This is a genomic window from Haloarcula vallismortis ATCC 29715, from assembly GCF_000337775.1.
GTDB classification, from domain to species: domain Archaea; phylum Halobacteriota; class Halobacteria; order Halobacteriales; family Haloarculaceae; genus Haloarcula; species Haloarcula vallismortis.
The window spans coordinates 130,798-144,252 of record NZ_AOLQ01000059.1; the positions used below are offsets into that span (position 1 = coordinate 130,798).

Genomic DNA, 13,455 nt, shown 5'->3' on the forward strand with positions numbered 1-13,455 from the left:
GCCCTTCGACAGCCACCGACAAAGACCTACTCACCGAAAGAGACACACTGCCGGCGCGGGAATCGACAGCCAATGCCGACCACACGTAACCGCGACGTATCCCTCTACTACGAGGCTGACGGCGACGGCCCCACTGTCGTGTTTATCAACGACGTGGGGTACGGTGCGTGGCTCTGGGGCTGGCACTACGACGCCGTCGCCGGCCCGTACGAGACGGTTGTGTGGGACCTCCGCGGGACCGGCCGGTCGGACGCGCCGGCGGGACCATATGACGTAGAAACGCTGACTGCCGACCTCGAAGCCGTGCTGGCCGACCACGGCGTCGGGAGCGCCCACCTCGTCGGGGCCGGCCTCGGCGGGATGGTCGCGCTCAAGTATGCTCACCAGTACAACCGCGCCCGCTCGCTGACGCTGTACTGTACGGCGGGATCTGGCGATGCGGTCGATCGGGAGAAACTCGATTCGCTCGCGCTGGACGCTCCATCATCGCTCGAAGGTGCGTTTTCGCCGGCATTCCGTGACCACGACCCGGACCTCATGGAGCAAATCGCAGGCTGGCGCGCCGAGGAGGACGCGACCGGCGAGGCGCGCGCGGCACAGGCCGGCGCAATGACCGGCTTCGATTCACCGCCGCTGTATGAGATTACCCAGCCTGCCGAGGTGTACTACGGCCTGAACGACCCCGTCGTCAAATCTGACGCCGCGCAATCGCTGGCCGCCGACCTCCCCCGCGGGACCGGGGAGGCCGTCGAGGGTCGCCACTGCTGTTACATCGAGTACGCGCCGGCGGTGACCGACCGACTGCTCGCGTTTCTTGACGAGCAGACCGACTGACCGGACGCAATCCACAAATACGCGGCCTGATACGTGCTAAGTATGACTGACCGGACGGCGGCCGTCACGCGGACCACGGCCGAGACGGACATCGAGGTCACGCTCGATATCGACGGCGACGGCGACAGTACCATCGACACCGGTATCGGCTTTTTCGACCACATGCTCGACTCGTTTTCGACCCACGGGCTGTTCGACCTGACCGTGCAGTGCGACGGCGACCTGGACATCGACGACCACCACACCGTCGAGGATGTCGCCATCACGCTCGGCGAGGCGGTCACCGAGGCGCTGGATGACAAGCGCGGCATCCGCCGGTTCGCCGACCGCAAGGTCCCGCTTGACGAAGCCGTTGCAAGCGTCGTCGTCGACATCTCCGGGCGGCCGTACTTCGAGTTCGACGGCGAGTTCTCACAGGCCGCGGTCGGCGGGATGACCAGCCATATGGCGAAGCACTTCTGTCGCTCACTGTCGATGAACGCCGGGCTGACGCTGCACTGCGGCGTCGAGGGCGAGAACGCCCACCACGAGATCGAGGCGCTGTTCAAGGGACTTGCACGGGCACTCGATGACGCGACTCGCATCGACGAGCGCCGGTCCGACGTGGCGAGTACGAAAGGCGAACTGTAGTCGCCAGCGGTGGGAAGCCGTCGCTGTTTCGACTGCTGGCGGCACCGATTAGTGGCCCCACGTCAACCACTCCGTATGTTCGACGAGATTATGCAGAAATTCGAGGACTCCCCTGGCCAGCAGGACGTCATCCGTTTGTTGCTGGAACGAGGGTTCTCCGTCAACGCGGACGGCCGCGTCGTCTCAGGCGGCATCGAAATCCCGAACACGGGCATCGCCCGCGAGGCCGGCGTCGACCGCCGCGTGGTCAACGCCACGACGGACGCGATACTCGACGACGACGACCTCCGGCGCATCTTCCGCAACATCTCCTCCGTGCCGAGCCTGCTCGACCTCGCGCCGGTGCTCGACCTGCACGCAGTGACGGTCACTGTCCGCGCCGCCGACGAGTCCGGCATCGTCTCGACGGTCACGTCGGCTATCGCCGACCACGGCATCTCTATCCGGCAGGTCCTGAGCGAGGACCCCGAGTTCACCGACGAGCCGAAACTGTACGTCATCACCGACGAAGAACTGCCCGGCGACCTCATCAACGAGATTCGCCGCCTTGCGTTCGTCCGCACCATCGAGCTGGCGTAGCGCCGGCCGATTTTTGCCGGTCCCCGCCGACGGTCCGGTATGCATCCGCGAACGCTCGTCCGACTCGAAGGCGCGCTCGTCGGGGCCGGGGCGACCGGGCTCTACGCCCTGCAAGGGCGGTCCTTGCTCATCTTTCTCGCCCTGATCTTGCTCCCCGACCTCTCGATGGTGAGCTATCTCCACAGCACACGCGTTGGAGCGGCCAGCTACAACGTGGTCCACACGTACCTCGGTCCGGGGTTGCTGGCCGTCGCAGGTATTACCGCCGCGGTAGACATCGCCGTCGGCGCAGCGCTCGTCTGGACCGCCCACATCGGGGCGGACCGCCTGTTCGGCTTCGGGCTGAAGTACGCCGACCGAGAGTTCGGCGACACGCACGTCCAGCGGCTCTGACCATGCCGGCAACGCTCACTGTCGAGACGCCCGCAGGCGAAACGCACGAACTCACCGCCGAACCCGGGGCTGTCCTCCGGGATGTGCTGCTCGATGCCGGCTTCTCGCCACACGGCCGCTACGCGGAGCGGGTCAACTGCGGCGGCCGCGGCATCTGTGCCACCTGTGGCGTCCGTCTCGCCGAACCGCCCGCGCCCGACCACTGGCACGACGACCTCGCCGACCGGTTTGGCTACCCCCGACTCTCCTGTCAGCTCCGGGTCCGGGACGGAATGTCGGTCAAACTGCTTGACAAGCGGGTCTGGGGGTCGCGACAGTCCGGCGACGACACGGACTGATTCGAGGCCATGCTCACAGACGGCGCAACGACAAACGCTATTCCGCGGCCGGGCCTACACCAGCCCGTGACGGACAGCTACCTGACCGTTCCGGGCCGCGGCGAAGCGCGCTTCGAGGTGCGGGGCTCGGAGTTCATCGGCCACGTTTCGCCTGCGGCGACGGTCGACGACGCCGAGGCGTTCGCCGACGCCGTCGGCGAGGAGTACGCCGACGCGACCCACAACGTCCCCGCCTACCGTGTCCGAGCGGACCCTTTTCGGGAGTATTCCAGCGACGACGGGGAGCCGAGCGGCAGCGCCGGCGACCCCGCGCTGAACGTCCTCCAGCAACGCGAGATTGAGAACGTCGTCGCCGTCGTCACGCGCTACTACGGCGGGACGAACCTCGGCGTCGGCGGCCTCGCCAGTGCCTACTCCAGAGCGGTGAAAGAGGGCGTCGACGACGCCGGCGTCGTCGAGGAGGTGCCCCACGAGCAGTTCACCGTAACCGTCGCCTACGACGACTCCGGGAGCGTTCGGAGCGTGCTGGAATCGGCAGGTGTCGAGTTCGAGGCTGACTACGAGGCCGAGGTGGTCTTCGAGGTCCGCGTGCCAACCGTCGACGGGAGCGACCTGCGGGACCGGATTCGGAGCGCGACCAGCGGACGAGCGGCTATCGAGATGGAGTGACCTCCGCTACTCGTAGGTCGGCAGCCGCGCCGACTGCGCTGACCCGCTGATAAATGGCAGGTCGACCTGCTGTGCGCTGACCGGCTCGCCGTCGACGCGGATGGTCAGTGCGGCTTCGGGGCGCTCCCAACTGAGATTCGCCAGCGCAATCGGGGCCTCACGCATCGGGCTCTGGCCCGCGCGGGTCACGTCGCCGACGTGCTCATCGCCGGCGAACACTGCGGCACCGGGTTCCGGGACGGCTTCGACGGCGAGACCCACCAGCCGCTGGGTCGGGTGGCCGCGGTTCTCGATACGGGACACGACTTCCTGACCGACGTAACAGCCCTTTTGGAAGTCCAGCGCGTTGCGGAGGCCGAGATCGTTCGGAAGCGCGCCCTCTATTTCGCTATCGAACAGCGGTGTCCCGGCTTCCAGCGTCAGCGTCTCCCAGGTCCGGTAGCCGAAGGGGACGGCGTTGAGTCCGCGGTTGACCAGCGTGTCGAAGACGGGCTCGGCGTCATCGGCGCTACAGACCACGTCGTAGCTCTCCTCGCCGGTGAGGTTGTCTGTCCGGATAACGGAGACGCCGGCGTCGCCGAGTTCGCCCCGCTCGAAGGTCAGCGGCGCGGGCGGGGTCCCGGTCTGGTGGAGGACGCTGGCGATTTTCTCGGTCGCCTTCGGCCCGTGGACGCCGAAGACGGCGAAGTCGTCAGTCGCCACCTCGAACTCGACATCCTGAATGAAGGTCTTGTCCGCCCAGTCGGCGGCGAGGTCCTCGGCCTTCTGTGGCGGCGTAAACACGAGCAGGCGCTCGTCGGCGTTGTACACGTACATGTCCGTGTCGACGCGGCCGTCAGGGTCGAGTAAGAGCGCGTAGCAGCCCGCGCCGTCCTCTTCCGGGACGTGGTTCGAGACGGCGTTGTCGACGTAGTCGACGCGGTCCTCGCCGGTGACGACGATTACGCCGTAGCCGTACTCTATCGCTCCGACGACGTTCCGAACCGCGCGGTGGGTCCGCTCCGGTCGCCCGTAGTTGTCAACGACGCGTCGACCGCCGACCTCCCTGAACGTCGCTCCGTGGGCCTCGTGAACGGACTCGAGAACAGTCATTGTACGGATGTGCGGCCCTCGCGGGGAAAAACGTCCCGTTAGCGCCGCCGGTGTGCGAGGGCGGTCGCTACGAGCAGTGCGGCCATCGTCAGGGCGACAGTGAAGCCCGGGCCGCTACCGTCCGTCGTTTCGGTCTCCGTCTGTTCTGGCGTCGTCGCTGCCCCGTTCGTCGTCTCCTCGCCCGGCCTGAACGCGGTCACGTTCGTCGTCGTGGTGAGATCTCCGGCTGTCGCGGTGAAAGTGACGTTACCGGCTGCGGGAACCGTTGCCGTTACCTCGCCGTCCGCGTCAGTCTGTCCGACTTCGGTTCCGTTCCGAGACACGGTCGCGTTCGCCACTGGTTCGTCGTACTCGTCGGTGACCGTGAACCGCACGTTCGCGTCGACGACGACCTGTCTGTTGTCCGGCGTGAGCGTAATCTCCGGAGTACGCCGGATATCTACGTCGATCGACGTTTCGTCTTCAGCCACCCTGACGCGTCTCTCGGCCGTCTCGTAGCCTTCCTTTGTCACTGTGAGGTCGTACCGGTCGTTGACCGGCACGCTGACCGACGCCGTCCCGTCGGAGAGTGTCGGCACGGTGCCGTCGAATCCGCTGTCCGATTCGACCCGAACGGTCGCGTCCCGGATCGGTCTGGAGTCGTTGAAGTGTTCATCGACGACTGTGGCTTGCAGCAGGACCGACCCCTCCCGTATTTCGACTGTCGTGGTCGTCTCGTCGCTAACCTCCACTTTCGTCAGGTTGCGGTAGAACCCCGGCTTGGTGACGATGACACTGTACTCGCCTTCCTCGACGGGCTGTGTGGTAATGGTCCCGTCGCTGCCCGCGTTCCTGTCGACTACGTAGCTCCCGTCCCGATACAGCCGGATTCGGGCGTTTTCGGCCGGCTGGCCGTCCGCCGTCACCGCGCTGACTGTGGCTGTCGCTGCCTCCGAAACCGTCATCTCGACGGATTCCGACTCGGCATCCTCGACGACGTAGGGGGTGTTTCTGACGTACTCGTCGTCATCTATCTGGAGCATGATGTCCGCCCCCTCGGGGACATCGATAAGTGCCTGCCCGTTTGCCCGAGTCGTCTCGTTGGACGGCCCGCCCGCGCCGTCGTCCCACGTCGCCGAGATATCGATACCGCTGAGCGGGTCACCATCCTGATCGACTACGGTAACGGTGAGTGTCACTTGCGACTGTGCGGCAGCTGTTCCCATCAGCACACCGGCCCCTACCAGCAGTGTCAGCAGTACAGTTGGTAACACAGCACGGTGGCCGAGCATACCTGATTATTAAAAGAGTGGACGTAAATCAGTACTGCCGGTAGGAACTCCCTACGGCCGCCTAGACTGCTGTGAACCGACGACCCGCTCAACTTCAGACGGCTCGAGTGGCGTCAACGGCCCGGCCATTGTTCGAGAGAGTGCTGCCGCCGCGACGCCGTGGAGCAGCGCTTCGTCCGTGTCAGCACCGGCGGCCAGTTGCTGGAGCGTCGCGCCGATGAACGCCTCGTGTTGTCCCGATTCGTCGACTGCGGTCGTTTCGATGGCATCCTGCTCGTGAATGACGCCGTCGTGGTAGGCTACCGCACCGTACTCGCTCCGTGTGAGAATCACGCGGGTGAGATCGTACTCTGTTGCGAGCGTGTGCACGACTTCTCGCGGGCTCCCCGTTGTGTCAAACACCGCTGAGACCTGCTCTTCGGCGGCAAAGAGGGTGTCGACAGCCGGAAGCAGGCCATCGAGAGCGGCCCGCGCGTCGTCGGCGTCCCACAGCCCAGGGTGGAAATCGAGATCGAATGCTCGCATCCCTGCGGCCGCTCTGAGCAACGCCCCCGTCGTGTCGGCGGCTGTGTCAGACAGTGAGAGGGTTGCGCCCGAGGTGAACACTACGTCTGCGTTCTGTATCTCCCCCATCGGCAACTCACCGGGCGTCAGCGTCGCCATCGCGGTGTCGCCACGGTCCTGTAGCAGCCGCTCGGTACGGGGCGGGTCGGCGTCCTCGTGGAAGGTGAGCCCCTGCCGTCCGACGTCTGGCTCTGCCCAGACAATGTCTGTCTCCAGCCCGAACTCGTGGAGTTCCGCGACGACGCGCCGCCCGAGTGGCGTGTCCGGGACCTTCGACAACCACCGTGCGTCAGCCCCGAGTCGGCCGGCCGTCGCCGCAACCCCGCTCGCTGTCCCGTCGACGCGAATCGACGCCTCGCGGGCCGTTTCGAACCGCTGTCCGTCTGGGGGTGCAAATCTGAGAGCGGTCTCGCCGAACGTTACAAGTGACATACCGCGTGCATCGGGAGACGTAGGTTTAGTTTAATCGGCTGTATCGACTGCTGTGTCGAGGACAGACCCTCGCTATCGCCGCCGACCGCCGTGTCCGGGGTAATCACGTTCGAACCGGTCTTCGAGCTCTTGCCGGTCGATGTGAATAACCGTCGGCCGCCCGTGAGGACATGCGTAGGGGTTCTCGCACTCATCTAGCGCAGCGAGCAACTCCCTGACGGAGCCCTCAGTCAGCGACGTGTTTCCGGTCACGGAGGGGTAACACGCCAGGTCGCCGAGCAGTTCGTCGGCCGCAGCCTCGACTGTCGCCGCCGCTTCGTCGTCGCCGGCGACAAAGGCACCCAGTACATCTCTGACGATGTCTGGACCGGCCACATCGGCGATGACGCCCGGGAGGGTTCGGACCTCGACGCTTCGCTCACCCGTCCGGGCCGTGTGGAACCCCAGACTTGCCAGCGCGTCGCTGCGCCGGTCGAACACCTCGGCCTCACGCGCGGTCAGTTCCAGTTCGACGGGGTCGGCGAGTGCCTGCGTCGTGGTTTCGCCCTCGAACTTGGCCTTGAGCCGTTCGTAGTTGACCCGCTCGTCCGCCGCGTGTTGGTCGACCAGTACGAGGCCGTCGTCTGTCTCCGCGACGACGTAGGTGTCGGCTAACTGTCCGAGAATCCGCATCGAAGGCAGTGACTCGTGGGTCGCTTCCGGTCTGTCGCCGAGGCGTACCTGCTCCTGTCCGCCGGTGAACTTCCAGTCCTCGCGCGTGCTCTCTGTCCGGGCCGTTCCGGACGCTTCGGAGCCTCCATCATCGCTATCTCCACCCAAAACGCTACCCCCTGCCTGCCGCTCCCCGGAGTTGCCTGACGCGTCGTCGTTCGCCTCGGCCGCGGAGGCCCGGTTCGGATCGACTGACTGATCTGAGACGGTCGTGTCAGAGGACTGGTGACCTGCTGTCTCGGCCTGAGGGCCGTCAGGTCGCTCTGTGGGAGCAGCATCCGACTCCTGTATCGTCGTCTCAACACTGTGCTCCGCTGTTGTGCTGTCCGTCCGCGCTGTCGTTGCTGTTTCGTCTGCGGTGTCCCGGTCGTCAGAACGCGACGGCTGGCGCTCTCGCTCGCTCGCTCCGTCTGACTCCGGCGTTATCTCGGTCTGCTCGGGTGCCGACCGGCCACGCGGGGCTGTCGAGCGCAGGAGCCCTTCCCGTAACAGCGCATCCTCGACGGCAGTCCGGACCTGCTCGCGAACGCCCTCGTCGTCGGCGAAGCGGACCTCTAGCTTGCGGGGGTGGACGTTCACGTCCACGTCGCCCGCGGGCACGTCCAGAAAGAGGACGGCGAAGGGGTAGCGGTCCGGGGCGATCTGGGTGCCGTAGGCGTCGATGACGGCGTCTCGAACGGTGCCGGCCCTGACGTAGCGGCCGTTGACGTACGTCGAGAGGTACTCGCGGCCGGCGCGGTTCGTCTCGGGGTGGGATACGAGGCCGTGAACGCCGTCGAGTGGCCCGTCGGGGAAACTGTCTGTCTCGTCGTCACCCGCGTTCGCTCCCGAACCCGCACCGACTGAAATCATCGACTCGGCGACCTCCCGCCCGTAGACGGACATCACCGTCTCGCGCAGGTCGCCCTGGCCGGTCGTCGAAAACGTCTCGCGGTCGCCGTGGGTCAGCGAGACGGCCACGTCGGGGTTCGCCAGGGCGTAACTGGCGACGACGGTGTTGACGTGTGCGAACTCCGTCGACTCCTGTTTGAGGTACTTCCGGCGGGCCGGGACGTTATAAAAGAGGTCTTCGACCGCTATCGTCGTCCCCTCCGGACAGCCGGCGGGGCCGACTGACGTAACGTCGCCGCCTTCCAGCACCAGTTCGGTGCCGACGTCGCCGCCGCGGGGTCTGGTTCGGACCGTCAGCCGCGACACTGCGCCAATCGCGTGCAGGGCCTCGCCGCGGAACCCGAGCGTTCCCACGCCACCCTCCAGGTCCGCGATGTCACGGATCTTCGAGGTGGTGTGTTTCTCGACGGCCGTCTTGACAGCGTCGCGGTCCATCCCCACGCCGTCGTCCGTGACGCGAATCCCGTCGGTTCCGCCGGCTTCAACGACAACCTCGACTCGGTTCGCGTCGGCGTCGATGGCGTTCTCGACAAGTTCCTTGACGACGGAGGCCGGCCGCTCGACCACCTCGCCGGCCGCGATGCGTTCGACGGTCCGGTCGTCGAGCCGCTGGATATCGGTCATTCGTGCCTCCCCATGTGATTGCTACCGGCTAACGGGCGAAGCGACTTGATACTGTCTGCCCTCAAGCGGGTGTATCAGTCTCATCATGGAAATAGTTAACACAGAACAGTCCTGACCCTCGCATGGTGACGACCCATGTGCCACCACACAGAACGCTCCTGGACCGAAGCAACGGCAGACGACGAGGCAACTGACGAGGACGAGGAGGAACTGCCATCCTTCCTCAACGAGGAGGCGCCCGAAAACGAGGTGCTGACCGACGGCGGCGACGAGGCGTAGCAGGGTTCCCCTCGGCAGCGGCGTTGGCAACCAGCCATTTTTGTTGTGTGTGAGTGACCCAAACCCGATAGCTAAAGTACGTTCGCCGTTAGTCGCCAGTATCCTGTGGATCTCGACATGGAACAATACGACCAGCTATACCGTCTCTACAAGAGCGTAGACACGACGACACTGCGTGGCTATCAGGAGTTCGTCGACCTGTTTCCCCCGCTCAGCTCGACTGTCGCGCTGGAACAGTGGGAGACCGCCAGCGACCGCCTCGACGCCCTCAAGGCCGACATCACAGCGGAATTCTCCGGGACCGGTGAGACCTACGCGGAAATCGCGGCCCGACTGACCCGCGACGAGGCCTTCACCGCGCTTGACCTCTATTCGAAGTACGACCGGGCGGTGAACGTGCTTGTGCTGGACGTCGACGAGACGCTCCGGTCGGCCGGCGACACCGACAACGAAATCCCCCGCGATACGCTGTATCTCCTGACGCAGTTCCACGAAGCGGGCGTCCCCATCGTCGTCTGTACCGGCCAGACCCTGGAGAACGTCAAGGGATTCATGATACAGGGCCTTGGCAACGACCTCGTTTCCTCCGGACAGATGAGCATCGTCTACGAGTCCGGTAACGGCGTGTTCACGCCCAAACACGGCCAAAACACCAAGCGACTTCTCTACGAGCGCCTCGACGACGCAGTCGTGGCCGTATTCGAGACTGTCCGCCGCCGAGTCCTCTCTGAGGCTCCCGACGCCGTCGGGAAGCGCTGTCACCTCCAGGGCAACGAGTTCAACGTCACGCTGAAACCTAACGCCGAGGTCGGCAGCGACAACGCCGTCGAAGTCATCGATGAGTCCCTTCGGTACCTCTGTGGTTTAGTTGGCGACGCTATCGCCGGGCAAGTCGAGGCTGAGGTGTCGGACCCGGCAGCGTACGCACGAGCCTACTTCAGCCGCGACCCGGAGATTCTCGATGTCTTGGCGGCGGGCGACCTGTCGACCGACGCCGACATCGACAACGCGCCCGAGGCGTTCCGGGACATCCTCGAACGCGTCGACCTGGGCTACTACGAGGGCGACGCGGCCGAACTTGTGAGCCTTGAACTCGATAAATCCGCCGGCGTCGAGGAGGCCTTCGACGTGCTCGGCATCGACGACCCGTTCGCGCTCGTGATGGGCGACAGCAAGAGTGACTTGCGGGTGATGCGCTGGATCGACGAAAACGACGCCGGTATCGCCGCCGCCCCCGCCCATTCCTCGCCCGACGTACTCGATCACGTCAGTTCGCGCGACGATCTGGTGTACGAGGCCGGCGACGCCAGTACGGTCCTGCGGACTGTCTACGGTATCAGCCTTGTCGAGCAACTGGACAAGCACGGCGAGTGAGCTACCGACGCCCTACGTGTTGATTGGGGCTTCGCTGCTGCGGTGCTGTTCGGACCACCCGCCGGCAGCGGGGGACTCCGGGTCGATATCAGCAACGAACCGCATCGTCGTGACGTTGAGGGTTAGCCCCAGAACCCCCCCAATCAGGATTCCGAAGGGTATGCCGACCGTAGGAAGGTTGACGACGACAGCGGTCGCCACTGCTGAGACGAGCAACACGAGTCCCACGTAGCCGATTGTGTAGGAGAGATATGGCCCGCCATTGACGGCCAGTTTGTACGAGCCCCTGGCCGCTGCTACCACCCCAGTCCGGCGCAGGACAATCAAATACGGCGTGGCCCAAAACAGATAGCCGGCGGCGATGAACGCTGGAATCAAAAGGAACACGGCGCCGACCACTGCGCCCCCGTCACCGAGGCTCCCGAAGCCAAACAGTCCCAGTGCCAGTGGGGCGAGAACAATATACGGGAGGGTAGTTATCACCAGAAACGGGACAAAGTAAGCTATCGCGCTCATCGCAAAGCCCTCGTGGCGATCAAGAAGCTCTGCGGCGATTGTTCCGAAGTACCCTCCACTCAGCCCGGCACGCAGCAATATCACAGCCGGTATGACTATCATCGCGTACGGGGCCGACAGTGGAAGGCCAGTGTTTGTCGTGACACCGCTGCCGGGTAGACTCACGAACTGCCAGATAGTCACAACGGACGCAGGGACGCCGAACTTGACACCGATGTGAGCCCCGTCGTAGGTGAGTATTTGCCGGATACTGTCCGTCTGCATGACCGCAAGCAGTATTGGAATCAGGACTAGCGATATGTTCTCGCCCGCCGTCTTCCAACCATCGGCCAGTCGGGTGGTAAACGTCGGCATCAGTCGCGTGCCCTCGCTGGGCACGAATGCTTGTTTGATACTGACCGTGGCACACGTAGTGCTATCGGGCCGAGCCGTCACTGTGCGGCAACCGTTGGACTGGTGGAGGGCATCGGCTCAGATGTTGACACACAACAGGATATGCGTTCTGGTGGGACCGCTCCGCTCTCTCGCTCTCCACCCAACAGTTAGGCGTTCGCCGACCGAACTGCAACCATGAGCCTTGATACCGTGTTCGGGCAGGTGCCGGACCCGCAGTCGTACTCTTTTCCGGACTACTCGCTCCCACAGGGTGACCCGGTCAAACCCATCGCGCTGACCGACGACGAACTAACGGCGCTGCTCGACCTGTACGACGCGTTCAGTGCTGTAGACCCCACAGGTATGGATTCGAACCCGTTTCTGCGGGCGACCAGCGAGTTCCTCCAGCAAACCCTCGGTGCGCCGCTCACACGGCCCGACGAGGAGTTGAACGACGACATCGCCGCCCTGCTCAACGACTTTTCGGGCGATCTGGGCGACCAGTCGATGGGCGTCGTCGACGCCACGCCAGCCCACCACCGGACGCTGTACTTCTTCCTGACCAGTTGCAAGGCATACCACATGGCTCCGCATCTGCGGTTCGACCCCGACCCGGCCGCCGTCGAGACGTTGTATGCAGTGTATGAGCGCGTCACTGAGCAAGCGTTCTATCTCAAGCGGCCCAAAAGCGTGCTCGAGTGACGACCGGCGTGCGCCCGGCGGCCGCTCCGGTCCGTTTATCGGGGAGCGAGGTAAACTCCCGCCAATGACAGCCGACCAGCCCGAGATTCCGGTCGTGTGCGAGGCCTGCGGGACGCGGACCTCGGTGGCGTTCGACGATGTCGAGGACGCCGTCGCGCGCCACAACGAGCAGCTTCACGACGGCGACCCGGTCGCCGAGGTCGACCCTGCTGTACTGGAGGAACTTGCCGACCGACTCGCGAAGGACATCGGTCTGCTGGAGTAATCAGCCGGTTAGCGTCACTCGTCCAGCGGCAACCGCTCGTAAGCCTCGCGGTCAGCACCGGCAGCGAGCGTGCGCGGACGCAGGCGGCAGACGTTCTTGACCGTTCGCGGGCCAAGGACGTGCGGCGAGACGAACCGGGGTCGCTCCGGCTCAGTTCCGGGGCCGTCGCCCAGCGCGAGCACTGCGCCGTTGAGGTCGACGAGCGGGATACACGCCAGATCGCCGTTCGCCGACTCGAACTGGACGTGGGTCGTCTCGCCGGGCATCGACGCTGCTTCCAGCAGATCGAAGACGGCGACGCCGGTGTACTTCCGTTCGATCCGGTCGCCGGAGGCACACTCGAATGCGACTGGTCCGTGGACGACATCGAACGGGAGCTGGTCGGGTGCCACGTCCCAGGGGACCAGTAGCGGGTCGGCCCCGTCGATGCGGACCGTCGGCCGTTCCTCCGACATTTGTGCCATAGCTACAGCTTCTGACCGGACGGACTTGAGATGTTCGTCGTTAGAGCGCGTGGTCTACCGGGCAGACCACCCGGAGTCACTCCCGTGAGTGGAGCGAGTACGCGATAAAGAGCACGCCAACGAACTGGAAGGCGCGAGTGACGAGTGTCAGCGGCTGCTGGAACTGGCCGGGAAGCAGGCCCTGGCGGAGGAAGACTGAACCGACGAACGCGACGACGAAGGCCACCGCTGTGAGGCAGAACAGCCCGACAGAGAGGTACTGCATCGCACGGCTGTTGTGCCGCCGATACCCTCGGTAAGCCTGGTAGCCGACGTACCCGCCCAGTACAGTCGAGCCAAACGCCAGGGCAGTGATGAGCCAGTTCATGAGTGTCTCGATAGCGACCATATCAGAGATTCTCCCACATTTTTGTGAATCGGTCCGCGGTGTCCTGTTCGTCCTGTCCCGGGAA

At 64.8% G+C, this 13,455-nt stretch carries 17 protein-coding genes; 10 read left to right on the forward strand and 7 right to left on the reverse strand.

Annotated features, from left to right (window positions below; all coding sequences use genetic code 11):
* Positions 1-72 precede the first annotated feature (72 nt).
* The 6 genes from C437_RS14450 to C437_RS14475 all read left to right on the forward strand — a co-directional run bounded on the left by C437_RS14450 (position 73) and on the right by C437_RS14475 (position 3,443).
* On the forward strand, positions 73-834 hold the full coding sequence (locus tag C437_RS14450; RefSeq protein ID WP_004517720.1) for an alpha/beta fold hydrolase: 762 nt from the start codon (positions 73-75) through the stop codon (positions 832-834).
* Positions 835-876: 42 nt separating this feature from the next.
* The gene (hisB, locus tag C437_RS14455) at positions 877-1,464 is read left to right on the forward strand and encodes an imidazoleglycerol-phosphate dehydratase HisB (protein WP_004517721.1); all 588 of its coding nucleotides are present in this window, start codon (positions 877-879) and stop codon (positions 1,462-1,464) included.
* A 75-nt stretch (positions 1,465-1,539) separates the two neighbouring features.
* On the forward strand, positions 1,540-2,043 hold the full coding sequence (locus C437_RS14460; RefSeq protein ID WP_004517722.1) for an ACT domain-containing protein: 504 nt from the start codon (positions 1,540-1,542) through the stop codon (positions 2,041-2,043).
* A 39-nt stretch (positions 2,044-2,082) separates the two neighbouring features.
* Positions 2,083-2,436, forward strand: coding sequence for a DUF4260 family protein (locus C437_RS14465; RefSeq protein ID WP_004517723.1), 354 nt, complete (start codon positions 2,083-2,085; stop codon positions 2,434-2,436).
* Between the two features lie 2 nt (positions 2,437-2,438).
* A complete protein-coding gene (locus C437_RS14470; protein ID WP_004517724.1) occupies positions 2,439-2,774 on the forward strand; it encodes a 2Fe-2S iron-sulfur cluster binding domain-containing protein in 336 nt (111 codons plus the stop codon).
* Positions 2,775-2,840: 66 nt separating this feature from the next.
* Positions 2,841-3,443, forward strand: a complete 603-nt coding sequence (locus C437_RS14475; protein ID WP_004517725.1) for an IMPACT family protein — start codon at positions 2,841-2,843, stop codon at positions 3,441-3,443.
* 6 nt (positions 3,444-3,449) lie between these two features.
* Here the strand turns inward: C437_RS14475 and ygfZ are convergent, their stop codons facing one another.
* The 4 genes from ygfZ to mutL all read right to left on the reverse strand — a co-directional run bounded on the left by ygfZ (position 3,450) and on the right by mutL (position 9,028).
* The gene (gene ygfZ / locus C437_RS14480; RefSeq protein WP_004517726.1) at positions 3,450-4,535 is read right to left on the reverse strand and encodes a CAF17-like 4Fe-4S cluster assembly/insertion protein YgfZ; all 1,086 of its coding nucleotides are present in this window, start codon (positions 4,533-4,535) and stop codon (positions 3,450-3,452) included.
* 38 nt (positions 4,536-4,573) lie between these two features.
* Complete coding sequence (locus tag C437_RS14485) at positions 4,574-5,806, reverse strand: carboxypeptidase regulatory-like domain-containing protein (protein WP_004517727.1); 1,233 nt, start codon at positions 5,804-5,806, stop codon at positions 4,574-4,576.
* Between the two features lie 51 nt (positions 5,807-5,857).
* A complete protein-coding gene (locus C437_RS14490) occupies positions 5,858-6,802 on the reverse strand; it encodes a sugar kinase (protein WP_004517728.1) in 945 nt (314 codons plus the stop codon).
* 72 nt (positions 6,803-6,874) lie between these two features.
* Complete coding sequence (gene mutL, locus C437_RS14495) at positions 6,875-9,028, reverse strand: DNA mismatch repair endonuclease MutL (RefSeq protein ID WP_004517729.1); 2,154 nt, start codon at positions 9,026-9,028, stop codon at positions 6,875-6,877.
* Positions 9,029-9,163: 135 nt separating this feature from the next.
* Here mutL and C437_RS20685 point away from each other — a divergent pair, with 135 nt between their 5' ends.
* Positions 9,164-9,307, forward strand: a complete 144-nt coding sequence (locus C437_RS20685; protein WP_004517730.1) for a hypothetical protein — start codon at positions 9,164-9,166, stop codon at positions 9,305-9,307.
* A 105-nt stretch (positions 9,308-9,412) separates the two neighbouring features.
* Positions 9,413-10,681, forward strand: coding sequence for an HAD family hydrolase (locus C437_RS14500; protein WP_004517731.1), 1,269 nt, complete (start codon positions 9,413-9,415; stop codon positions 10,679-10,681).
* 12 nt (positions 10,682-10,693) lie between these two features.
* Here C437_RS14500 and C437_RS14505 read toward each other — a convergent pair whose 3' ends face one another.
* Positions 10,694-11,551, reverse strand: coding sequence for a hypothetical protein (locus C437_RS14505; RefSeq protein WP_004517732.1), 858 nt, complete (start codon positions 11,549-11,551; stop codon positions 10,694-10,696).
* A 216-nt stretch (positions 11,552-11,767) separates the two neighbouring features.
* Here C437_RS14505 and C437_RS14510 point away from each other — a divergent pair, with 216 nt between their 5' ends.
* Positions 11,768-12,274: a hypothetical protein gene (locus C437_RS14510; protein WP_004517733.1), complete on the forward strand. Its 507-nt coding sequence runs from the start codon at positions 11,768-11,770 to the stop codon at positions 12,272-12,274.
* 64 nt (positions 12,275-12,338) lie between these two features.
* The gene (locus C437_RS14515; RefSeq protein ID WP_004517734.1) at positions 12,339-12,539 is read left to right on the forward strand and encodes a hypothetical protein; all 201 of its coding nucleotides are present in this window, start codon (positions 12,339-12,341) and stop codon (positions 12,537-12,539) included.
* 14 nt (positions 12,540-12,553) lie between these two features.
* Here the strand turns inward: C437_RS14515 and C437_RS14520 are convergent, their stop codons facing one another.
* A complete protein-coding gene (locus C437_RS14520) occupies positions 12,554-13,003 on the reverse strand; it encodes a molybdopterin-binding protein (protein WP_004517735.1) in 450 nt (149 codons plus the stop codon).
* 76 nt (positions 13,004-13,079) lie between these two features.
* Complete coding sequence (locus C437_RS14525; protein WP_004517736.1) at positions 13,080-13,391, reverse strand: DUF7521 family protein; 312 nt, start codon at positions 13,389-13,391, stop codon at positions 13,080-13,082.
* Between the last annotated feature and the right edge of the window lie 64 nt (positions 13,392-13,455).

Bases quoted from the DNA above. Each gene is read 5' to 3' on its own strand.
- C437_RS14450 (WP_004517720.1), top strand. From the start codon at position 73: ATGCCGACCACACGTAACCGCGACGTATCCCTCTACTACGAGGCTGAC.
- hisB (WP_004517721.1), top strand. From the start codon at position 877: ATGACTGACCGGACGGCGGCCGTCACGCGGACCACGGCCGAGACGGAC.
- C437_RS14460 (WP_004517722.1), top strand. From the start codon at position 1,540: ATGTTCGACGAGATTATGCAGAAATTCGAGGACTCCCCTGGCCAGCAG.
- C437_RS14465 (WP_004517723.1), top strand. From the start codon at position 2,083: ATGCATCCGCGAACGCTCGTCCGACTCGAAGGCGCGCTCGTCGGGGCC.
- C437_RS14470 (WP_004517724.1), top strand. From the start codon at position 2,439: ATGCCGGCAACGCTCACTGTCGAGACGCCCGCAGGCGAAACGCACGAA.
- ygfZ (WP_004517726.1), bottom strand. From the start codon at position 4,535: ATGACTGTTCTCGAGTCCGTTCACGAGGCCCACGGAGCGACGTTCAGG.
- C437_RS14485 (WP_004517727.1), bottom strand. From the start codon at position 5,806: ATGCTCGGCCACCGTGCTGTGTTACCAACTGTACTGCTGACACTGCTG.
- C437_RS14490 (WP_004517728.1), bottom strand. From the start codon at position 6,802: ATGTCACTTGTAACGTTCGGCGAGACCGCTCTCAGATTTGCACCCCCA.
- mutL (WP_004517729.1), bottom strand. From the start codon at position 9,028: ATGACCGATATCCAGCGGCTCGACGACCGGACCGTCGAACGCATCGCG.
- C437_RS20685 (WP_004517730.1), top strand. From the start codon at position 9,164: ATGTGCCACCACACAGAACGCTCCTGGACCGAAGCAACGGCAGACGAC.
- C437_RS14505 (WP_004517732.1), bottom strand. From the start codon at position 11,551: ATGCCGACGTTTACCACCCGACTGGCCGATGGTTGGAAGACGGCGGGC.
- C437_RS14510 (WP_004517733.1), top strand. From the start codon at position 11,768: ATGAGCCTTGATACCGTGTTCGGGCAGGTGCCGGACCCGCAGTCGTAC.
- C437_RS14515 (WP_004517734.1), top strand. From the start codon at position 12,339: ATGACAGCCGACCAGCCCGAGATTCCGGTCGTGTGCGAGGCCTGCGGG.
- C437_RS14520 (WP_004517735.1), bottom strand. From the start codon at position 13,003: ATGGCACAAATGTCGGAGGAACGGCCGACGGTCCGCATCGACGGGGCC.
- C437_RS14525 (WP_004517736.1), bottom strand. From the start codon at position 13,391: ATGGTCGCTATCGAGACACTCATGAACTGGCTCATCACTGCCCTGGCG.